Origin of the sequence: Bacillus spizizenii TU-B-10 (assembly GCF_000227465.1) — a bacterium.
Taxonomy (GTDB): domain Bacteria; phylum Bacillota; class Bacilli; order Bacillales; family Bacillaceae; genus Bacillus; species Bacillus spizizenii.
On the sequence record NC_016047.1, the window covers coordinates 3066589 to 3087734 of the forward strand.

The 21146-nt window shown below is 45.0% G+C and carries 25 protein-coding genes and 1 riboswitch; of the genes, 9 read left to right on the plus strand and 16 right to left on the minus strand.

Annotated elements, in window-relative coordinates; translation table 11 throughout:
• Positions 1 to 68: 68 nt before the first annotated feature.
• Positions 69 to 1271: a methionine adenosyltransferase gene (gene metK / locus GYO_RS37310; protein ID WP_003229102.1), complete on the minus strand. Its 1203-nt coding sequence runs from the start codon at positions 1269 to 1271 to the stop codon at positions 69 to 71.
• A gap of 167 nt (positions 1272 to 1438) precedes the next feature.
• Positions 1439 to 1577: riboswitch (SAM riboswitch) on the minus strand.
• A 197-nt stretch (positions 1578 to 1774) separates the two neighbouring features.
• On the opposite strand from metK, the gene pckA reads away from it, so the two are divergent.
• Entirely contained in the window at positions 1775 to 3358 is a 1584-nt protein-coding gene (gene pckA / locus GYO_RS37315) for a phosphoenolpyruvate carboxykinase (ATP) (RefSeq protein WP_014114872.1), read from the plus strand.
• Between the two features lie 38 nt (positions 3359 to 3396).
• On the opposite strand, the gene GYO_RS37320 is transcribed toward pckA, so the two are convergent.
• Positions 3397 to 3639 carry a DUF2584 domain-containing protein gene (locus GYO_RS37320; RefSeq protein ID WP_014114873.1) on the minus strand — a complete coding sequence of 81 codons (243 nt, stop codon included), beginning with the start codon at positions 3637 to 3639 and terminating at the stop codon, positions 3397 to 3399.
• 51 nt (positions 3640 to 3690) lie between these two features.
• Positions 3691 to 4464, minus strand: coding sequence for an alpha/beta hydrolase family protein (locus GYO_RS37325; RefSeq protein WP_014114874.1), 774 nt, complete (start codon positions 4462 to 4464; stop codon positions 3691 to 3693).
• Between the two features lie 149 nt (positions 4465 to 4613).
• Here GYO_RS37325 and GYO_RS37330 point away from each other — a divergent pair, with 149 nt between their 5' ends.
• From GYO_RS37330 to GYO_RS37340, 3 genes are read left to right on the plus strand one after another with little or no spacing between them, the layout of a single operon-like run.
• Positions 4614 to 5618: an ABC transporter substrate-binding protein gene (locus GYO_RS37330; RefSeq protein ID WP_014114875.1), complete on the plus strand. Its 1005-nt coding sequence runs from the start codon at positions 4614 to 4616 to the stop codon at positions 5616 to 5618.
• A 12-nt stretch (positions 5619 to 5630) separates the two neighbouring features.
• The gene (locus GYO_RS37335; protein ID WP_014114876.1) at positions 5631 to 6413 is read left to right on the plus strand and encodes an ABC transporter ATP-binding protein; all 783 of its coding nucleotides are present in this window, start codon (positions 5631 to 5633) and stop codon (positions 6411 to 6413) included.
• Complete coding sequence (locus tag GYO_RS37340; protein ID WP_014114877.1) at positions 6388 to 7200, plus strand: ABC transporter permease; 813 nt, start codon at positions 6388 to 6390, stop codon at positions 7198 to 7200. The genes GYO_RS37335 and GYO_RS37340 overlap by 26 nt, the downstream gene beginning before the upstream one ends.
• A gap of 27 nt (positions 7201 to 7227) precedes the next feature.
• On the opposite strand, the gene ytkD is transcribed toward GYO_RS37340, so the two are convergent.
• From ytkD to GYO_RS37355, 3 genes are all read right to left on the minus strand, one after another.
• Positions 7228 to 7704, minus strand: coding sequence for an RNA deprotection pyrophosphohydrolase (gene ytkD, locus GYO_RS37345; protein WP_014114878.1), 477 nt, complete (start codon positions 7702 to 7704; stop codon positions 7228 to 7230).
• Between the two features lie 211 nt (positions 7705 to 7915).
• Positions 7916 to 8320 carry a phage holin family protein gene (locus GYO_RS37350; RefSeq protein WP_014114879.1) on the minus strand — a complete coding sequence of 135 codons (405 nt, stop codon included), beginning with the start codon at positions 8318 to 8320 and terminating at the stop codon, positions 7916 to 7918.
• 170 nt (positions 8321 to 8490) lie between these two features.
• Positions 8491 to 8928, minus strand: coding sequence for a Dps family protein (locus tag GYO_RS37355; RefSeq protein ID WP_003219364.1), 438 nt, complete (start codon positions 8926 to 8928; stop codon positions 8491 to 8493).
• Between the two features lie 130 nt (positions 8929 to 9058).
• On the opposite strand from GYO_RS37355, the gene ytzI reads away from it, so the two are divergent.
• Positions 9059 to 9199 carry a YtzI protein gene (gene ytzI, locus GYO_RS37360; protein ID WP_003219363.1) on the plus strand — a complete coding sequence of 47 codons (141 nt, stop codon included), beginning with the start codon at positions 9059 to 9061 and terminating at the stop codon, positions 9197 to 9199.
• On the opposite strand, the gene GYO_RS37365 is transcribed toward ytzI, so the two are convergent.
• Both GYO_RS37365 and GYO_RS37370 read right to left on the minus strand, forming a co-directional pair.
• Entirely contained in the window at positions 9193 to 9633 is a 441-nt protein-coding gene (locus tag GYO_RS37365; RefSeq protein ID WP_014114881.1) for a FixH family protein, read from the minus strand. The genes ytzI and GYO_RS37365 overlap by 7 nt on opposite strands.
• Positions 9634 to 9753: 120 nt before the next feature.
• On the minus strand, positions 9754 to 10227 hold the full coding sequence (locus GYO_RS37370) for an S-ribosylhomocysteine lyase (protein ID WP_014114882.1): 474 nt from the start codon (positions 10225 to 10227) through the stop codon (positions 9754 to 9756).
• Between the two features lie 127 nt (positions 10228 to 10354).
• On the opposite strand from GYO_RS37370, the gene yidD reads away from it, so the two are divergent.
• The gene (gene yidD, locus GYO_RS37375; RefSeq protein ID WP_014114883.1) at positions 10355 to 10582 is read left to right on the plus strand and encodes a membrane protein insertion efficiency factor YidD; all 228 of its coding nucleotides are present in this window, start codon (positions 10355 to 10357) and stop codon (positions 10580 to 10582) included.
• Here yidD and GYO_RS37380 read toward each other — a convergent pair.
• Entirely contained in the window at positions 10579 to 11142 is a 564-nt protein-coding gene (locus GYO_RS37380; protein ID WP_014114884.1) for a beta-class carbonic anhydrase, read from the minus strand. The genes yidD and GYO_RS37380 overlap by 4 nt on opposite strands.
• Positions 11143 to 11260: 118 nt before the next feature.
• Positions 11261 to 11509, minus strand: coding sequence for a type B 50S ribosomal protein L31 (locus GYO_RS37385; protein WP_003219346.1), 249 nt, complete (start codon positions 11507 to 11509; stop codon positions 11261 to 11263).
• Positions 11510 to 11714: 205 nt separating this feature from the next.
• On the opposite strand from GYO_RS37385, the gene GYO_RS37390 reads away from it, so the two are divergent.
• Genes GYO_RS37390 through GYO_RS37400 form a run of 3 tightly spaced genes read left to right on the plus strand, consistent with a single transcriptional unit; the run spans position 11715 to position 14341 of the window.
• The gene (locus GYO_RS37390) at positions 11715 to 13046 is read left to right on the plus strand and encodes a cytochrome ubiquinol oxidase subunit I (RefSeq protein WP_014114886.1); all 1332 of its coding nucleotides are present in this window, start codon (positions 11715 to 11717) and stop codon (positions 13044 to 13046) included.
• A 42-nt stretch (positions 13047 to 13088) separates the two neighbouring features.
• Positions 13089 to 14129 carry a cytochrome d ubiquinol oxidase subunit II gene (locus GYO_RS37395; RefSeq protein WP_014114887.1) on the plus strand — a complete coding sequence of 347 codons (1041 nt, stop codon included), beginning with the start codon at positions 13089 to 13091 and terminating at the stop codon, positions 14127 to 14129.
• 53 nt (positions 14130 to 14182) lie between these two features.
• Complete coding sequence (locus GYO_RS37400) at positions 14183 to 14341, plus strand: DUF1540 domain-containing protein (protein ID WP_003219337.1); 159 nt, start codon at positions 14183 to 14185, stop codon at positions 14339 to 14341.
• 18 nt (positions 14342 to 14359) lie between these two features.
• On the opposite strand, the gene mntD is transcribed toward GYO_RS37400, so the two are convergent.
• The 6 genes from mntD to GYO_RS37430 form a co-directional block, all read right to left on the minus strand.
• Entirely contained in the window at positions 14360 to 15247 is an 888-nt protein-coding gene (mntD, locus tag GYO_RS37405) for a manganese ABC transporter permease MntD (RefSeq protein ID WP_014114888.1), read from the minus strand.
• A complete protein-coding gene (gene mntC, locus GYO_RS37410) occupies positions 15237 to 16544 on the minus strand; it encodes a metal ABC transporter permease (protein ID WP_014114889.1) in 1308 nt (435 codons plus the stop codon). The genes mntD and mntC overlap by 11 nt, the downstream gene beginning before the upstream one ends.
• Positions 16545 to 16549: 5 nt before the next feature.
• Positions 16550 to 17302: a manganese ABC transporter ATP-binding protein MntB gene (gene mntB / locus GYO_RS37415; protein WP_014114890.1), complete on the minus strand. Its 753-nt coding sequence runs from the start codon at positions 17300 to 17302 to the stop codon at positions 16550 to 16552.
• Between the two features lie 18 nt (positions 17303 to 17320).
• Entirely contained in the window at positions 17321 to 18241 is a 921-nt protein-coding gene (gene mntA / locus GYO_RS37420) for a manganese ABC transporter substrate-binding protein/adhesin MntA (protein ID WP_014114891.1), read from the minus strand.
• Positions 18242 to 18521: 280 nt separating this feature from the next.
• Positions 18522 to 19637 (minus strand): o-succinylbenzoate synthase, encoded by a 1116-nt coding sequence (menC, locus tag GYO_RS37425; RefSeq protein ID WP_014114892.1) that lies wholly within the window; start codon positions 19635 to 19637, stop codon positions 18522 to 18524.
• A complete protein-coding gene (locus GYO_RS37430) occupies positions 19634 to 21094 on the minus strand; it encodes an o-succinylbenzoate--CoA ligase (protein ID WP_014114893.1) in 1461 nt (486 codons plus the stop codon). Before GYO_RS37430 ends, menC begins: the two co-directional genes overlap by 4 nt.
• Between the last annotated feature and the right edge of the window lie 52 nt (positions 21095 to 21146).

Genomic DNA, 21146 nt, shown 5'->3' on the forward strand with positions numbered 1-21146 from the left:
TGTAAAAAAATAAACATGAATACAACGTGAAAAAGGGAAAGCCGCTTAACCAGTAAGCGGCTATAAAGTTATTCTCCTAACGCTTCTTTACGCAGCTGCTCCGCTTTGTCTGTACGTTCCCACGGAAGATCAACATCGTGGCGTCCAAAGTGGCCGTACGCAGCAGTTTGTTTGTAGATCGGACGGCGTAAATCAAGCATTTTGATAATGCCGGCAGGTCGTAAATCAAAGTTATTGCGAACAACTTCAATCAGTTTTTCCTCAGAAGCTTTACCGGAACCGAATGTGTTGATTGAGATTGATACAGGCTGTGCAACACCAATCGCGTAAGCAAGCTGTACTTCGCAAGAATCAGCAAGCTCAGCCGCAACGATGTTTTTCGCAACGTATCTTGCTGCATAAGCCGCAGAACGGTCTACCTTCGTTGCATCCTTACCTGAGAACGCTCCTCCGCCGTGGCGTGCATAGCCGCCGTAAGTATCAACGATGATTTTGCGTCCTGTAAGTCCCGCATCCCCTTGAGGGCCTCCGATAACGAAACGTCCTGTAGGGTTGATGAAATATTTTGTTTCTTCATCAATCAGCTCTTCAGGAACAACCGGATTGATAACATGTTCTTTAATGTTGCGCTGGATTTGCTCAAGCGTAATTTCAGGGTGGTGCTGAGTTGAAATAACAATCGCGTCAATGCGGACAGGTTTGTTATTTTCATCGTACTCAACCGTTACCTGTGTTTTGCCGTCAGGGCGAAGGTATGGAAGAATATCTTCTTTACGGACTTCACTCAGGCGGCGGGCTAATTTATGAGCAAGTGAAATTGGAAGAGGCATAAGCTCTTTCGTTTCGTTGCACGCGTAACCGAACATTAAACCTTGGTCACCCGCACCGATCGCTTCAATTTCTTCGTCGCTCATTGTGCCTTCACGGGCTTCAAGCGCTTGGTCTACACCCATTGCAATATCAGCAGACTGCTCGTCAATGGATGTTAAAACCGCACAAGTTTCCGCATCAAATCCGTATTTCGCACGTGTGTATCCGATTTCTTTAATGGTTTGGCGAACCGTTTTCGGAATGTCAACATACGTAGATGTTGTGATCTCTCCGCTGACAAGCACCAAACCAGTTGTCACAGACGTCTCACAAGCAACACGCGCGTTAGGGTCTTTCTTTAAAATTTCATCTAAAATGCTGTCAGAAATCTGGTCACAGATTTTATCCGGATGCCCCTCCGTAACAGATTCTGATGTAAATAAACGACGATTTTTACTCATGATTTGCTTCCTCCTGCACAAGGCCTCCCGAAAGACCTTGTATATATGATACGGAACTCGCTCCCTCTTATACAATGTAACGTTATATTAGAGAATGTTAATTGGCATATTTATGAAATAAAAAAACCTTTTCCATCGAGGAAAGGGTTTGGTCTTTGTGCCTTTCACTCTTATCGCTCAAGGAATCATACAACCTTGCAACAGGTTAGCACCTTGGTTGTCTCACACAGTTGAACATAATAAATAACAGAGAAACCGGTTGCTGGGCTTCATAGGGCCTGTCCCTCCGCCAGCTCGGGATAAGAGTATCCGCTCAATGAAATATCTTATCGTAAAAGGGTTTGCAATGTCAATATGATTCAGAAGAAATAGGCACCTATATTGAGGGAAAACATTGGAAAACGCACACACAAAAAACAATAAATAGTATAGACTATTTGAAAATATATGTTATACTAATTCACAATTAGCAAAACACAAAAAACGATAAAGGAAGGTTTCATATGAACTCAGTTGATTTAACCGCTGATTTACAAGCCTTATTAACAAGCCCAAATGTGCGTCATAATTTATCAGCAGCACAGCTTACAGAAAAAGTACTCTCCCGGAACGAAGGCATTTTAACTTCCACGGGTGCTGTTCGGGCGACAACAGGCGCTTATACAGGACGCTCACCTAAAGACAAATTTATCGTGGAGGAAGAAAGCACGAAAAATAAGATCGATTGGGGGACGGTGAATCAGCCGATTTCAGAAGAAGCGTTTGAGCGGCTGTACACGAAGGTTGTCAGCTATCTGAAACAGCGAGATGAGCTGTTTGTTTTCGAAGGATTTGCCGGCGCAGATGAAAAATACAGACTGCCGATCACCGTCGTAAATGAGTTCGCATGGCACAATTTATTCGCAAGACAGCTGTTTATCCGCCCGGAAGGCAATGATAAGAAAACAGTTGAACAGCCGTTTACCATTCTTTCTGCTCCGCATTTCAAAGCGGATCCAAAAACAGACGGCACACATTCCGAAACCTTTATTATTGTCTCTTTCGAAAAGCGGACGATTTTAATCGGCGGAACAGAGTATGCCGGAGAAATGAAGAAGTCCATCTTCTCCATTATGAATTTCCTGCTCCCTGAAAGAGATATTTTATCCATGCATTGCTCTGCCAATGTCGGTGAAAAAGGCGATGTTGCCCTTTTCTTCGGACTGTCTGGAACAGGCAAGACCACCCTTTCAGCCGATGCTGACCGCAAACTGATCGGCGATGATGAACACGGCTGGTCTGACACAGGCGTCTTTAATATTGAAGGCGGATGCTACGCCAAGTGTATTCATTTAAGCGAAGAAAAGGAGCCTCAGATCTTTAACGCGATCCGCTTCGGGTCTGTTCTCGAAAATGTTGTTGTGGATGAAGATACACGTGAAGCCAATTATGATGATTCATTCTATACCGAAAACACGCGTGCGGCTTACCCAATTCATATGATTGACAACATCGTGACACCAAGCATGGCAGGCCACCCTTCAGCAATTGTATTTTTGACGGCTGATGCATTCGGAGTCCTTCCTCCGATCAGCAAACTGACGAAGGAGCAGGCGATGTATCATTTCTTGAGCGGTTATACGAGCAAGCTTGCCGGAACCGAACGCGGTGTGACATCTCCTGAGACGACGTTTTCCACATGCTTCGGCTCACCGTTCCTGCCGCTTCCTGCTCACGTCTATGCTGAAATGCTCGGCAAAAAGATCGATGAACACGGCGCAGACGTTTTCTTGGTCAATACCGGCTGGACCGGCGGCGGCTACGGTACAGGCGAGCGCATGAAGCTTTCTTACACGAGAGCGATGGTCAAAGCAGCGATTGAAGGCAAATTAGAGGATGCAGAAATGATGACTGACGATATTTTTGGCCTGCATATACCGGTCCATGTTCCTGGCGTTCCTGATCATATCCTTCAGCCTGAAAACACGTGGAGCAACAAGGAAGAATACAGAAATAAGGCTGTCTACCTCGCAAATGAATTCAAAGAGAATTTTAAAAAGTTCGCACATACAGATGCCATTGCACAGGCAGGCGGCCCTCTCGTTTAAAAAGCAAAAGCCAAGAGCAATTACGCTCTTGGCTTGTTTTAATTGACAGAATGCAAAGAAGTCAGCTTGTACGTAATGATGGTCCGGCCGTCTTCCCATTGAAGTTTCTGCACTTCAGCTGTGCCTGACTTTTCGCCGAACTTTGTTTTGCGCACATCCATCGGAATCTCCATCGGATACACACGGTATCCGTCTTTCTCTAACGTGAATATATTTTCATCTATTCGAACTTCTTGTCCTTTTGTCACAATCAGTGTATTAAATTCAACAGGCATTCCCAAAGTGAAATCCCCTTTCGTTCTCTTTTTTCTTTATCATAACATATTTCACCGTCAGCGGTTTTTCATCCATTGCGTGAGCTGTCGCACGATACGCCGGTTTTCTTTTGGCGGGAAATAATGTGTGAATGTACTGTAATACCATGTCTCCACTGGCTTATGCAGCTGTTTTAGCTTCTCTTCAAATAAATAGGAATGCTGAATCGAAACATTTTGGTCTTTTTCTCCATGGATTAATAGCACGGGTGCCTGAATTTTGTTTACTTGGTCAAACGGTGTTCTCCATTTGTATTCCTCAGGCACCTTTTTCGGTGTTCCACCGATGACTCTTTTCATCATTCGCCGCAAATCCTGCCGCTCCTCATATGTAAGGATCATATCACTGACGCCTCCCCAGGAAACGAATGAAGCTGCATGCCGGCCCATTTCAATCGCAGTGAGCATTCCCATAATTCCGCCGCGGGAAAAACCGAAGATATGGATTCTGTCCTTCTTAACATTTGGATGCTGCTGAAGCAGGCGAAAAGCGGAAAAAGCATCCTCTCTGTCTTCTCCGGCAAAATCCTCGTTGCCCTCTCCTCCTTGATTTCCTCTGTAAAAAGGAGCAAACACAACAAACCCTTGGGATGCAAACTGGATAATCCGGCCCGGCCGAACCATGCCCACGCTTTTAATCCCGCCGCGCAAATATAAAAATCCGTCATATTGTCCCGGTGCCGCCGGCTCAGCCAAAAGCCCCTTTACCCGTAAGCCATTTGAAAGATAGCAGATCGTATACAGACACACATGCTGGCTTGGCGACGGAAATCTTCTTTTCTCAACAATCAAAGCAGCCGCCTCCTTTTTCTATATGCTTTCCTTACTCCAAAATTACATCCTGAGAACCTGACTAGGCATTCACACATTTTTATACCCATCATACGATATGTAAAGCAAAAAAGGATATAAACTTGATGCTAAATAAGGAGGTTGTCTATGTGAACAAATGGTTAAGGCTGGGCTGCGCCTGTGTCGGCAGTATATTTCTGATGATCGCCCTAGCGGCTTGCAAGCAGGAAGAAACGCTCACCAAAGTCAAAGTAGCTGAAGTGACCCATTCGATTTTTTACGCGCCTTTATATGTTGCTGAGTCTAAAGGATTTTTCAAGGAAGAAGGGCTTGATGTCGATGTAAATACGACCTGGGGCGGCGACAAAACGATGACATCGCTTCTTTCAAACGGCTCAGACATCGCACTTGTCGGGTCAGAAACATCTATTTATGTCGAAGCGCAAGGAGCTAAAGACCCTGTCATTAATTTCGCCCAGCTGACTCAGACAGACGGAACGTTTCTTGTCGCGAGAGAAGATGTTAAACAGTTCGACTGGGATCAGCTGAAAGGAAAAACGTTTCTCGGCCAAAGAAAAGGCGGCATGCCGCAAATGGTCGGTGAGTATGTCCTGAACAACCATAAGATTGACCCGCATAAGGATATTGACCTTATCCAGAACATAGACTTTGCCAATATCGCCAATGCATTTGCTTCTGGAACCGGCGAGTATGTGCAGCTCTTTGAACCGCAAGCTTCTCTCTTTGAGAAAAAAGGCATCGGCCATATCGTGGCTTCGTTCGGAGAAGAATCAGGCCAGGTTCCTTACACGACTTTCATGGCAAAACAAAGCTATCTGAAAAAACATGAAGACACAGCCGTCAAGTTTACAAGAGCTATTTATAAGGCGCAGCAGTGGGTGGAAAATCACTCAGCGAAAGAAATCACAGACGCCATTAAAGATGAATTTGATGATACCGATCCAGAAGTCATCGAAACATCCATTGAACGCTATAAAAAGCAGCATTCGTATTCGCCAGACCCTCTTCTCAACGAAAAAGAATGGGAGCTGCTCCAAACCATTATGGATCAATCGGGAGAACTGCCGAAGCATATTCCATACAATCAGCTTGTAAATAAACAAATTGCCGAAAAAGTCACCTCGGAAAAATAGGAGGCGCCATCTATGTCTTTCTTACATGTCGACCATGTAACCCATACTTATTTTTCTGTTAAAGAAAAAACGACGGCCGTACGGGATATTCATTTCGATGCCGAAAAAGGTGATTTCATCTCATTTCTCGGCCCAAGCGGCTGCGGAAAAACAACACTGCTTTCCATTATTGCCGGCCTGATTGAGCCCTCGGAAGGCAGAGTTCTGATTGAAGGCCGTGAGCCGAATCAAAAAGAACATAACATTGGCTACATGCTTCAGCAGGATTACTTATTTCCATGGAAATCTATCGAGGAAAATGTGCTTCTCGGTTTAAAAATCGCCGACACGTTGACGGAAGAAAGCAAGGCTGCTGCGCTCGGTCTATTGCCGGAGTTCGGCCTCATAGATGTGGAGAAAAAATATCCGAAGGAGCTGTCGGGCGGAATGCGCCAGCGGGCCGCGCTTGCAAGAACTCTTGCGCCAAATCCAAGTCTGCTTTTGCTGGATGAGCCATTTTCCGCGCTTGATTTTCAGACAAAGCTGTCACTTGAAAACCTGGTTTTCCGTACATTAAAGGAGTATCAAAAAACTGCAGTGCTTGTCACACATGATATTGGGGAAGCGATAGCGATGAGCGATACGATCTTTTTATTTTCAAACCAGCCGGGCACCATCCATCAGATTTTTACCATTCCTAAGGAATTGGCCGCGATGATGCCTTTTGACGCCCGCCAGGAGCCATCCTTCCAGACGCTGTTTCAAACGATATGGAAGGAGCTGAATTCTCTTGAGAAACAGCAAAGAAACGATTGATCTGCTTCACGAGCAATATCAATTCAAACAGAAAAAGGAAAAATGGAATGTCCATTCCTTTCAGCTTGCCATATTTATTCTCTTTTTCTCGGGTTGGGAAATCTCCAGCAGGCTCGGCTGGATCGATCCGCTGATCTTCAGCTCTCCGTCAGCTGTTTGGCATTTATTGCTGGAGAAGATCGGTGACGGGTCTTTACTGTCACACATCGGCGTCACTTTATTTGAAACGGTGCTTGGCTTTTTGCTTGGAACGTTTATGGGCACGTGCCTCGCTGCCTTGTTATGGTGGTCCAACCGGCTTGCCAGGATTTTAGATCCGTATCTTGTGATTTTGAATGCAATGCCGAAAGTGGCTCTGGGCCCGATCCTGATTGTCGCGCTCGGTCCCAGTTTTATCAGCATTATTGCGATGGGGGCCATCATCAGCGTTATTATCACAACCATCGTTGTGTACACCGCTTTCCAGGAGGTTGACGAAAACTATATAAAAGTCATGAAAACATTCGGCGCAAAAAAATGGGTCATTTTTAAAGAAGTGATTCTGCCCGCATCCTCCCCCGCTATTATTTCAACACTAAAAGTAAATGTCGGTTTATCATGGGTTGGCGTCATTGTAGGAGAATTCCTTGTTTCTAAGGTCGGATTGGGATATATGATTATTTATGGTTTCCAAGTCTTCAATTTTACACTCGTCTTCTTAAGCCTGCTGATCATCGCCATATTCGCCACTTTGATGTATCAGGGCGTAGAGCTGCTGGAAAAGAAATGGACGAAGGGCAGGACATAAAAAAAACCGGCAAATGTGCCGGTTTTTTTATTCGATCCATCCAGCTTCTTTCAGTTTTTTCAAACTGATTGGAAGAACGGAATCCTTCATAATAAAGCTGAATTTTTTATTGCGGGAAAGGTTCTCCGGAAGCTCATGAAACAAAACCGGGCCTTTCGTTTCAAAGTAATCAGCTTGCTTTTCAAGCTTTTCTATAACTGCAAAATATATATTCTTCACAATCACTTTTTCTTTACCGAGAACTTTATACTGTCCGAGGTACTTGAGGCTTTTCACTCTCGCACCCGTCTCTTCCTTTACTTCCCGGAGCGCCGCCTCTTCTGCGCACTCCATCGGCTCTACTTTCCCGCCCGGAAACTCATAGCCTCTGTCCTCATGTTCTGTTAAAAGCCATTTGCCGCCAAAACGGCAAATCACCCAGACATGCTTCGGGCTATCCGAGAAAGGCTGATCGTCAAAGGAAAGCTGAACAGTATTCTGATAATAATCTTTAAACTCGTACATGTTTATCCCTCAAATCCGTTCCTAGCTATCTTCCATACATCATACCACAGTTATATTTCTTCGGAAGCCTTTAATCAAAAAATAAGGGAAACCCAGCACGCCATCAAGGGCTAAAGCATGCAGACCAGCTCGTACAGTTTTTTGCCGTGCCTTTTGCCAGAATGTGCGACTGACGCTCTGGGCTTTATTATGACCCGTGAACAGGTAAAAGTTACGGTTTGCGTTTGAATTTATTTTTTAACGTTTCTAAAAGATCGACAAGCATCTGAGGAACCGGTATGCCGAGAGAGCTGGCTGTCACTACAATTTGCACAGATTCATAAAGAATATAAAACATAATAGCCAAGTCACGTATTGACCCCTGTGTATTCAGCAGCTGATCAAAAAAGTGGCATACAGAGATCAGAGCCAGCGTGACTAATTTTTTGACAAGCCGGGCAAATACCTTTTTAAACGCCAATTTGTGAATAATCGTTTCCTTCAAGGTCGTACTGATAAATTCAATTGCCATAAGAGAGAGCAAAATCAGAAATGAATACTGAAAACCTCCGAAGAAAAACCCCGCTGCTGAAACGCTGACTGCTAAAAACGAAAAGATGCCAAAGTCTCTATCCATTTATCCCAACATCCTTTCACAGAAACGGCCTTACGATATTCTATGGAAAACAAGCCGAACGGATTGGATTTTTCAGAAAAATGGACTGGTTGTCGCCTATTTTTTTGGGGCGTAAAATCAAAAGCCGGACGTCTTTTATAAGACATCCGGCCTTTCTTTTTTTTTTGGATCTAACCCAAGTAAGCTTTCAGCATCCAGTTGTGTTTTTCAATATTTTGATGGATCGCAAGAAGCATGTCCCCTGTTGTTTCGTCACCGACTTCATCAGCTAAATCCATGCCGTTTTTCAGCTCTTCCGCAATGATTGTGAAATCATCATATACGCTTTGAACCATTTGTTCAGCCGTTTCATTTCCTGCCGCTTCTTTTACAGAAGCCGTTTCCAAGGATTCCTTCATTGTCGCAATCGGTTTTCCGTCCAGCGCCAAAAGGCGCTCTGCTAAGTCATCAATATAAGTTGCCGTTTCGTTATACAGCTCCTCAAACTTTTCATGAAGAGTGAAGAAATCTTTCCCTTTCACATACCAGTGATAATTATGTAGTTTCACATACATGACTGTCCAGTTGGCTACTTGTTTGTTCACTGCTTGAATCAATTGTTCTGACATGATTATCTTCCTCCTTGTTATATGACTATGTATACCCTTTATATCGTACGTTAAAACCTCTTTTTTACCCTTATCTGTCACGATTTCTTTTACTATGCTACAATTGTTAAAAAACGGGAGGTGGAATGTCATGACGCTTCTCATTACGATAAGTATTTTGATTGTGTTGGCTGTTTTACTTGTCACCATTTGGACGACTGTCAAAGCCTATAATGTAAAGCACACCATTGATCCTCCGCAAGAAACTCGTTCTGATTCAAAAAATCAATGATTGTGTGAATGCTCGTCTTCAGACTGATTGCTGGCAGCATCGGCGTCACCGACTTGGACTTTTAAGGTCGGCATGCTATGCTGTTTTTTTGCTGTGACATGGGATTGGACAGTGTAGACACCATCTTCCTTAAACGTTGTTTCCAATCGGTATACGCCCTTTTCTTGTTTCGCTTTAAACATTTGGCTGGCGCCTTTTTCTCCTTCTTTCCACACTTCAAACTCCACTTCATCGGCATCCGTCACCGCTTCGTCACCATATGATACCGCTGCTTCATATGCGGCGCTTTCTCCGGGATTTACTTTTTCAGGGCCGGTCAGCTTGACATCCAATACCTCAGGCGTCTCAGCTGCAGTATTTGCTTTGTTTTCATCAGATCCGCATCCATTAAGCAAAAAAGCAGAAAAAAGCAGAACAGCTAACATCTTTTTCATGCCATCACCCTTTCATCGTTTACCTAAATAGTAGCAAACGCTTACAGCAAATGGTACATAAAAAATGATACGTCACAAAAAAGACCTTTTTTGCATAAGCGCAAAAAGGTCCCTTTCTGTTTAGCCAAATACTTTTAGCAATTCTTCTTTATCCTGTGACAGCCAGAAACGCATTAAACGTTTAGCGCCTTCCAGATCATGAAGTTTCGCTTGGCCGCACTGCTTTTCATTCGCAGCCGGAATTTCGGTAATTTCAACCGCTTCCTTCATTGTGTCTTCAAGCAGATCAACGATTTCCGCTGGTGTCGGCTCTCCGCTCACAACAAGATAATAGCCTGTTTGGCAGCCCATTGGAGAAATATCAATGATATCAAAATGATCGTATTTCTCAGCGTGAGAACGAATCGTAAACGCGAGCAAATGCTCAAGTGTGTGAATGGTGTCAGGCTTCATCGCCTGTTTATTTGGCTGGCAAAAACGGATATCAAATTTATTTACAACGCCGTCTGTTCCTACTTTATGCACGCCGCAATGTCTTACATATGGAGCAACAACCGCATTATGATCAAGCTCAAAACTTTCTACTGAAGGCATAATGGCACTCTCCCTTTTTTAAAAATGTACATTCATTATAACACACCTTTCCGATAAGAATTATCGAATAACTTTTCAATCTGTGTTTTTTTTCTTATACTTGCATCAGAAAGGTTGCTGAAGACATATGAAAACCCTATTTATCGCTCTGATCAGAGGATATCAAAAATTCATCTCGCCCTTGACGCCCCCAACATGCCGCTTTTATCCGACTTGTTCACAATACGGAATCGAAGCGATTAAAACGCATGGCGCTTTAAAAGGCGGCTGGCTGACAATCATACGGATTTTGAAATGCCATCCGTTCCACCCGGGTGGAGTCGACCCTGTTCCTGAAAAGAAACAAAAACATTAATCGTTATAGCCGTTTACGACAAGATCCAGTTTCCCGGTTTTAGGATCAATGACTAAACCATGGACAGGAACATTTTCCGGGAACAGCGGGTGATACTTAATAACGTCTACGCTGTCTTTTACACTTGCTTCAACTGAATCAAAGCTTTTAAACCATTGATCAAAGTCTACACCGGAGTACTTTAATGTTTCGATGCGTTCTTCCGGAATTCCTCTTTCTTTCATTTTATCAAGCATGCTTTCGCTGCTGATTTTGCTCATGCCGCAATCGTGATGCCCGATCACACATACCTCATCTGCGTTCAGCTCGTACACTGCGACGAGCAAACTTCTCATGATGCTTCCGAATGGGTGTGTCACAAGTGCACCGGCACTTTTAATGATTTTCACGTCACCGTTTCGCATATTCATTGCATGCGGCAGCAATTCAACCAAACGAGTGTCCATGCAAGAAAGAATCGCCATTTTTTTATCTGGGAATTTTGATGTTTGATACTTTTCGTACTCCCTTTGTTCAGTAAATGTCTTGTTAAAATCAAGAATATCATTTAATAGGCTCATAGCTAGCTGTATTCCTTTCTTGGTCTTTTTACTCTCCAATATATCACAGCATTTGACTTTTCGTCATCTTATCAAAAATCAAACTGGGCAAAAAAAAGACAAACCCTCAGGGTCTGCCTCATTTCCCCATATTATAACGTTTTTTGAACTGCTCCACTCTTCCGCCTTTTTCATTGAATTTCTGGCGGCCTGTATAAAACGGATGCGTGTCAGAGCTGACCTCTACTTTAATGACCGGATATGTGTTGCCGTCTTCCCACTCTGCTGTTTCATTAGATGTTTTAGTAGAGGTGCTGAGAAAACGGTAGCCGCTGTTGACATCCTGAAATATGACTTTGTGGTTCTTTGGATGAATACCTTCTTTCATGTATATCTCCCTTCCTTAAATCGTAATAATTACGCTTTATTTTATATCCTCACAAACGTTTTGTCAATCTTCTTACATCCTTCCCTGCGTTTTCGCATTGTAAACCTCATCGCATTTAAGAATAGGAAGAATAATCTAACCGAGGAAGCAAATAATAAACCCAAAATACATACAGGACGTCTTTTTAGAAAGGTGGTTTACGATTGTGGATGATTTAGTTTTGGCCAGAAGCCTTTTTGGCACGACAATGGGCTTTCATATCATTTTCGCAACGCTTGGAGTCGGTCTGCCGCTCATGATTTTAGTGGCAGAATTGATCTATCAAAAAACGAAAGATGACCATTATGCGATCATGGCGAAAAGATGGACGAAAGCACAAGCCGTTTTGCTGGGGGTCGCCATACCGACCGGGACGATTGCGGGCACTCAGCTCGCGCTTTTATGGCCGGGATTTATGGAAGTCATCGGCCGGGTCATGTCCCTGCCGTTTCAAATTGAAATCTATGCTTTTTTTGTTGAAGCCCTTTTCATGTCCATTTATGTATACGCCGCAGACCGCTTGTCACCGGCAATGAGGATTGTTGCCGTTTTCTTTGTGTTAGTCGGGGCAGCAGCGTCAGCTGTTCTGATCACGAATGTCCATGCCTTTGAAGGAACGCCGGCCGGTTTTAAAATTTCAAACGGGAAAATTACAGATGTTGATCCGTGGGCTGCATTCTTCAACCCAAGCTTTTTTATCACCGCAGGCCATGTCGTTTTATCTGCATTTATGACGGGCGCGTTTATCGTTGCTTCTGTTGCTGCATATAAAATGATCCGGTCGAGAAAAAAAGAAAAGGTCTATCGCTTTCACCGGAAAGCCCTTTTGCTCGCACTGACGATCGGCGGTATTTTTTCACTGCTGACCGCTTTGAACGGACACGAATCCGCACAGATGCTGTACGAATATCAGCCCGAAAAATTAGCAGGCGCTGAAGGCTTGTTTGAAACAAGATCTCACGCCCCTCTTGCTATCGGCGGTTTTACCGACCCGAATGAAGAAAAAGTAAAGTGGGCCATCGAGATTCCATGGGCGTTAAGCTTTCTGGCAGCGAACCGCTTTGACACTGTTGTAAAAGGATTAAATGCATTTCCGAGAGACGAATGGCCGCCGCTGTTCATTCACACGCTGTTTAATGCGATGGTGGGGGTAGGCATGCTGCTTATTCTTTATTCCATTATCGGTGTGGTCTGGAGAAAGGTGCTCAAGAAAGACCGTTTCCCAACGTGGCTTTTGGTCATTTTCATGACAGCAGGCCCTTTTAGTCTCATCGGCATTGAATTCGGCTGGATTTTCGCCTGTACGGGGAGGCAGCCTTGGGTCATCTATCATCTCCTCAAAACGTCAGATGTCGTGACAACGACTGGCTCGATCGGGGTGCTCTTCTTATTTTTCACATTTGTTTACGCTGTATTAGGCGCAGCTGTCGTCTACGTGCTGCTGTACTATTTCCGCAAGCACCCGGTTGACGAAGATTTAAATACAGCGGAGTCGTAATGGCTCCGCAAACAGGAAACCAAATGGAAGGAAGATCGACAAATGGACATTTCAACTGACGCTCTGATCGCCATCTCAATTATCTGGGGCTTTGTGTTTATTTACGCCGTCATGGCGACAATGGATTTTGGAGCGGGATTTTGGTCTATGATCTATTTAAACAAGGAGCACATGAAGGCCACCGATATTGCGAACCGCTTTCTGTCCCCGACTTGGGAGGTCACAAACGTCTTTATTGTGGCCATCGTCGTGGCGCTTTTCAGCTTTTTTCCTGGCGCGACATTTGTGCTCGGAACCGTTTTATTAATTCCCGGCAGCATGATTTTACTGTTTTTAGCGATTCGAAGCGGATTTCTCGTTTTTTCAAACACAGCAAAGGAGCGGAAAATGCTAAGATATATTTCCGGCATCTCCGGCTTTATCATCCCTGCTATTTTAATATTGGTGCTTCCTGTGACACACGGAGGTTTTATAGAAAAAACGGACGGAATCTATAACTTGAACATGTCCAAAATCTTTTCAAGCCCCAATGCCTACTCATTTATCGGGTTTGCGATTTTAAGCACTTTGTTTTTGTCTTCGCTGCTGCTTGCTGATTTTTCAAATGTGGCGGAGGAACAGGATGCGTACCGCGCCTACAGAAAAAGCGCCTTGATTACTGGCCCGATTTCACTCCTGTTTGCTGTTTGCATTATGCTGACAATGCGGAATGAAGCAAACTGGCTGTACAGCGGAATGATGAATGATTTCTCTTGGATTATTGCATCGTTCATTACATTTGTCATCGCGGGAATCGCTCTTTTTCTGCCTAACAAGAGCTTTGGCCAAAACATCGGAAAGCCGCGGCTTGCACTTGTCGCGATTGCGATCCAGTATTTTCTGGCAAGCTACGCGTACGGGCGGGCGCATCTCCCGTATATGATTTATCCCGATGTGACAGTCATGTCGGGCTTCACAGAGCCAGCAACGTTCAGAGCGCTGTTTGCTACGTATATCGTTGCATTTATTATTCTCTTTCCGGGCTTCTATTTTTTCTGGAAAATGTTTATGCGAGACAAACGGTATATCCGCCAGGAGGAATAGAGGACAATCCCGACGGCTATACTAAGCCAGAACCTTTATAAGGAGGGGATGGCATGGAGCAGAAAATTCTATGCGAAGTCAACAACTGTTCTTATTGGGGCAAAGGAAACAAATGCACCGCTGATGCCATTTATGTTGTCAGCCATACTGGTGAAACGGCTGAAAACAGCCAGGAAACGGACTGCAAAACGTTTAAGCCGCATGATTTGTAATCAAAAGAAAGAGCTGCATCAGCCAGCTCTTTCTTTTTGCATGTTCAATGTTCTCAGCTTTTTTGTCATGACCCCGTTTGCAGGCGAAAACAAAAAGGCGCCAGCATAACATACACCTGTCATGGCCGCCATCGCTCCGGAAATTGAAACATTAAGCCATGTTGCGAAGAAATAGCCCATAACCGCCGACAGCCCGCCAATCAACGCGCTGAGAATCAACATATAAAGCAGCCGGTCTGTCAGCAAATGGGCCGCAGCAGGCGGGACAATCAGCATGGCTACAACCAATACAGCACCAACCGAATCAAAGGAAGCGACGGTCGTCAGCGACAGCATGCCCATTTGCACATAATGAATCAGCAAAACCGGTATTCCCAGAGCTAAAGCCATTTGCGGATCAAACGAAGCAATTTTGAACTCCTTATAGCTCACACTGATCAACAATATATTTAAAACCAGAACAGATGCCAGCATCCAAAACGCTTTCGGCCCGATGTCAACTCCGAATACCGAGATCGTATTCCACGGCACAAAAGCGATTTCTCCCATTAACGAGTGCTCAATATCGAGATGAACATTCGCTCCGTACACAGAAAGCAAAATGACGCCCACCGCAAATAAGGATGTAAAAACCACCCCTATGGCGGCATCAGATTGAACCCCCTTGCTGTGGAGAAGCTGAACCAAAAATGCCGTTAACAGTCCAGATACGGCCGCGCCGATAAACATAGGAATCCCGTCAAGACTTCCTGTCACAAGAAAAGCACCGACAATGCCAAGCAACACTGTATGGCTGATCGCGTCGGCCAGCATCGCCATTTTTCTCAACACGAGAAATGTGCCGATCAATGCGCAGCTTACACCGACTAATACACCGGTAGCTATAATCCATGCTTCAAAACTCATTTGCGATCTGTCCTTTCTCGGCATCAGGAGCCGACTTCTGAAGCTCAGGCATCCGGCCATACAGCTTTAAGAGTGAAAGAAGCCGCTCTCTTGTTTCCCCAGGCAAACGATCCGGGTCAAAATGATCCTGATCAATTTCTAGATTCGCAAGCTCCATTTCGTGCATGAGGTACATTTCATACATCCGATGCTTTAAAGCCATGTGATAGCCTTTTTCTATCCCAGTACGTGTCATTTGCCAAATCCCATTTTCAACATGCACGATGCACCTCTCTTTTTCCAATCCATTCAATACCTTATGGCATAATGAAGGGGATAGCCGCCTTTTCTTTCTTACACTTTCAGCCGTTACATAAAGATCGTTCTTTTCATACTGCTCATAAATCGTCAGCAACACCTGCTCCCTGCTTGTTTTGCGCCGCAGCTTGATCAGCCTTATTGCTTTTGCAGCCAATCCCCGCTTAGGCGCGCAAATCATTGAAAATAGAAAAATCACTGTTGCTGATAAGATCATCAATGGCCCTGTCGCCATCCCCTTCATCGTCGTGCTCAGCAAGGTTCCGGCCACGCCGCTAACCCCGCCTGTGACCCCGGCAATGACCATCATTCCGGTTAATCGTTCGGTCCAATACCTTGCAGCTATGGCAGGCGTAATCAGCATAGCTGCCATTAATATCACACCAACTGTTTGAAGCCCGATGACGACAGCACAGACGATAAGGCAAGCCAAAAGCCCGTTTAAAAAACGCACCGGCAGTCCCAATCCCTTTGCAAACGCGAGATCGAAAGTAATCACCGTAAACTCCTTAAAGAAAACAATACAAAGGAGCAATAGAACAGCGGATATTCCTGCAATCAAAATGATATCCTGTCTGACCAATGAAGCGGCCTGGCCGAATAAAAAAGAATCAAGCCCGCTTTGGCTTCCCGCCCCCTGCTGCTGAATATATGTCAGCAGTATGATCCCGACGCCAAAAAACACTGAGAGAACAATCCCAATCGCTGAGTCCTCTTTTGTTTTTGAAAGCCGCGGAATCAGCTGAATACACCACGTTCCGAGCAGCCCGGCAAGCGCTGCCCCCAGCAAAAAGAAAGGCAGTGATTTTTGCCCGGTGAACAGAAAAGCGAGACACACTCCCGGCAGAGCTGAATGGGCCATTGCATCGCCGATTAAACTTTGCTTTCTCAGCAGCACAAAGCTGCCCAAAACACCGCTTGCCGCTCCCAGCAAAAGCGTACCCGCAAGCACCCACTGTGTATTCGGGTGCTGGAGCTGCAGCCACAAACTTTCAAACAACGCGCTCACCCCTTATGTCCTTCTGCCAGCACTTTATCTTTTAGAAATGTCAGCCTTCCTCCATACGTTTTTTGCAGGTTTTCGATCGTAAAAACGTTTTTCGCAGGTCCGAAAGCGATTTTTCTTAGATGAAGCAGTAGAATCCAATCGAAATAATCCTCGGCAGTCTGCAGATCATGGTGGACGACAAGCACTGTTTTTCCTTTTTCTTTGAGTTCGGCCAAAAGCGTCATAATTGCCCGCTCCGTCGCTGCATCAACGCCGGCAAACGGTTCATCCATAAAATAAATGTCAGCGTCCTGGCATAGTGCCCGGGCAAGAAACACCCGCTGCTGCTGGCCTCCTGACAGCTGGCTGATCTGCCTTTTCGCATAATCAAGCATCCCGACTTTTTCTAAAGCAGCCTTCGCCATATCCACGTCGGCTTTTTTTGGCCTTTTCAATAAGCCAATCCGGCCGTATCTTCCCATTAGCACGACATCGAGCGCGTTTGTGGGAAAATCCCAGTCAACCGAGCCTCGCTGCGGAACGTATCCGATTCTTGTCCGCTGATCCTTATAGTCTTTGCCGTAAATAGAGATGTCTCCTGAAGCTCTGGGCACAAGACCGAGAATGGTTTTGATCAAGGTTGATTTTCCCGCGCCGTTTGGACCGATAATGCCAATCAGTTTTCCTTCAGGCACCTGCAGCGTAATTTCCTGCAGAACAGGCTTTTTATGATAAGCGACCGTTACATTATTGAGCTCAACAGGGAACATTTCCTTCACCTCTTTTCTTTATTTAAGCGCTTTAGTAATTGTGTTAATATTGTGGCGGAACATTCCTTCGTATGTGCCTTCTTTTGTGCCCTTTTCACCCATGGCATCCGAATAGAGCTGACCGCCGATTGTGACTGTATGGCCTTTTTCTTTAGCCCCTTCCACCACTGCATTTATTGATTTTTCAGACACGCTGCTTTCTACAAAAACAGCTTTTATTTGTTTTTCTGTTAGGAGATCGACAAGCTCCTGAACATCCTTCAATCCGTAATCCGAATCTGTGCTGAGTCCCTGCAGGCCTTTCACCTGAAAACCATACTCTTTCCCAAAATACGCAAAGGCATCGTGAGCCGTAACAAGCACACGGCTTTTCTCCGGAATGTGTGCGATCTCCTGCCGCGACCACTTATCTAAATATTGCAAATCTTCTTTGTATTGTTTGGCGTTTTTCTTGAAATCATCTGCGTGCTCAGGCATCGCTTTACTGAATTGCGCTTCGATTTCATCCACCGCATAGATCCATAGCGGAATGCTAAACCAAACGTGGGGATCAAACGTCTTGCCTTCTCCGGCAGAAATAAGCTTGCTTTTCGGTATGGCCTCAGCAATTGCCGCTGCTTGTTTTTGTTCGCCTATTTTTTGGAGAACATCCTCCATTTTCCCTTCCAAATGTAATCCGCTGTACAGCACAACATCGGCTGACATTAATTTTTTCGTATCACCTTGTGAGGCTTTGTAAAGATGCGGATCGACCCCCGGTCCCATTAAAGAGGTGACTTTTACATGCTTTCCTCCAATGTTTTCGGCTGCATCGGCAATTTGGGATGTTGTTGCCGTTACCTGTAACCGCTGATCGGCGCTTTTTCCGGCTGAACCGGTACCGCATCCTGTTAAAGCAAAACAGGCAAAAAGCACTGCTGCCATCAGTCCCTGTTTCATATTTTCCCTCCTCTTTGCCATCAATGTCCGATTGTATTATCTTATGTTTTTATTTCTTAGACATGTGACATTAAATTAGCCAAAAGCATATTTTATTTATATAGGACAAAAAGTTTCCTTGGTGCAAAAATATCGCGTTTGTCCACTTTTGTCAAGCAACAATTGCATAAAAAAACCGGCTGGGTTAGCAGCCGGTCCAAACGAGAAGGGATGTATTCAACGAACGCTTTTACTATAACAGCACACTGACATTCTCTCAAAATGGCAAAATGCTTTTTTCTTATCCATGCTGTGTGAAAACATCCATTTTGGTCACATATTTTCGCATAATGTCCTGATTCACTTCAACCCCTAAACCAGGCTGTTTTGACACAGAAATAAATCCATTATCAATATGGATATCAGGGGTCACAATATCCTCATCCCAATAGCGTGAAGATGATGAAATATCACCGGGTATTGTGAATTGCGGCAGTGAAGCTAGCGCCACGTTTTGCGCTCTGGATATGCCTGTTTCCAGCATACCGCCGCACCAAACCTGCATATGGTGCTCTCTGCACAAATCATGAATTTTTAAGGCTTCTGTTAAACCGCCGACACGGGAAGGCTTAATATTAATGATTTTGCAGCTTCCGAGCTCAATCGCCCGTCTCGCATCATCGGCTGAACAAATGCTTTCATCAAGGCAAATGGCCGTTTTCAAATGTTTCTGCAAGTGGCGGTGGTCAACGATATCGTCAGCTTGGAGCGGCTGCTCAATCATCATTAAATGATAGTCATCAAGCTCCTTTAAACGGCTGATATCCTTCAGCTCATAGGATGAATTGGCATCAGCCATGAGCGGGATGTTCGGAAATCGGCTGCGGATGGCCTTGACCAATTCCACATCCTGCCCAGGCTGAATTTTTATTTTTATTCTTTGATACCCTTCTTTTTGATAACTCTCAATTTCCTTCAGCATATCGTCAAGGGGCGCCAGGCCGACAACCACCCCGGCAGGCACTTTATCTCTTGTCCCGCCCAATGCCTCGGCGAGGGATATGCCCTTCTTTTTCGCATAGATATCCCAGACAGCCGATTCAAGTCCCGCTTTTGCCATCCGATTTCCTTTATAGCGCGCCAGACTGTCCGGCACGTCGGAAGGGTGATTGAATTCACGTCCCACAACATTGGGAATAAAAAAATCCTTTAACATGTGCAAACATGTTCCAATGGTTTCCTCGGTGTACCAAGGCGAAGAGAACGCAGACACTTCTCCCCAGCCTGTGACACCGGATGTATCAATAGCTTCCACGATCAGAAATTTACGCTCTTGAAGCGTTTCAATACTGTTTTTGAACGGTTTCTTTAAATTCATGCTCAAATGGTAAAGCGTAATTTTCTCTATTTCGATCATAGCAGTTCTCCTTTACGCGCATCCTTCAGCTGATTTCGCATGAGCTTATTAGACGCATTGCGCGGCAGGCTGTCCAGTACAAAGAATTTTGCAGGAATTTTATACTTCGCCAAGCGTTCTTTGCAGTAGGCGGTCAATTCTTCTGCACTCACAGGCTTGTGAAGGACAAGATAGGCGTGGGGTACTTTCCCCCATTTTTTGTCCTCTGCCCCTGAAACACCGGCTTCGGCTACAGCGGGGTGTGAAAGCAGCACTGACTCCACTTCAGCCGGATAAATGTTTTCTCCGCCTGATATGATCAGATCTGAACGTCTGTCTAATACATATAAAAAGCCTTCGCTGTCCAAATACCCAAGATCACCTGTTTTCAGCCAGCCATTTTGAAAGGATGATTCGTTTGCGCTCTCCCGGTTAAAATAGCTTTTCATCACATTCGGGCCTTTGACCAAGATTTCACCGTGTTCAAACGGTTCACACGCCTGTCCGTCCCGCTCTATTTTGATTTCGCATGAAAACAGCGGTTTACCCGCAGATCCGAGTTTTTCCATACTGAATTCCGGCGACAGGGTAACAATTTGTGAGCATGTCTCTGTCATTCCGTATGACTGAAAGACAGGGAATCCTTTCTCGCGGCACTCCTCAAGCAATGGCAGCGGTGCAGGGCCTCCGCCGAGCAGAATGCATCTGATGGATTCAGGGCAGCGGCTTGTTTCTTCTAAAAGACTGGCCAGCATTGTCTGCACCGCAGATATCATTGTCACTTGATGCCTGCTGATAGAATCCAGCACATCGCTTACAGAAAAACGCTGGTGAAGCACGACAGTCATTCCATAGATCACAGATTTAAATAACGCGGACAATCCGCTGATGTGAAAGAGTGGCAATGCGATAAGCCAGCGGTCTTGTTCTGTTATACCCAAATTAAGCGCGGACGACACCGCACTGAAATAATGGTTTCCGAACGTTTGCTGAACTCCCTTGGGCTTGCCTGTCGTACCCGAGGTATACATCAGCGTTGCCGTTTCATCCAATTGCATATAAGCCTGGATCTCAATTTCCTTTGCGGCTTCTTTCATCAGTTCGTCCACATCAATCGTTTGAACGGTATGCTCATAATCTTGCTGGTCAAAGTTTGAATCTGTCAGTAAAAAGCGTGCACCGGAATCCTTCAGCTGAAACAGCCTTTCATGTGTTGACAGCTTCGTATTCAGAAGCACCGCCTTCACACCAAGCAAAAAACAAGCGTGAACGGCGTATACCATTTCTGCACGGTTTTGGAGCAAAATAGCCGCAGTATCTCCTTTCCGAACCGAATGAGCACCAAGCTGCGCCGCCATACGCTTAGACGCTGCAAACAATTCTGCAAATGTCACGGTTTGGTCTCCATAGATGAGAGCGATTCTCTCAGGTGTCAGCTGTGCCCGCTGCATGAGCCAATTGGGCTGTTCTGTCAGCATGTCATCATCTCCGAGGTAAAATGTCTGTATTGAAAAGAAAACAGCTTGGACC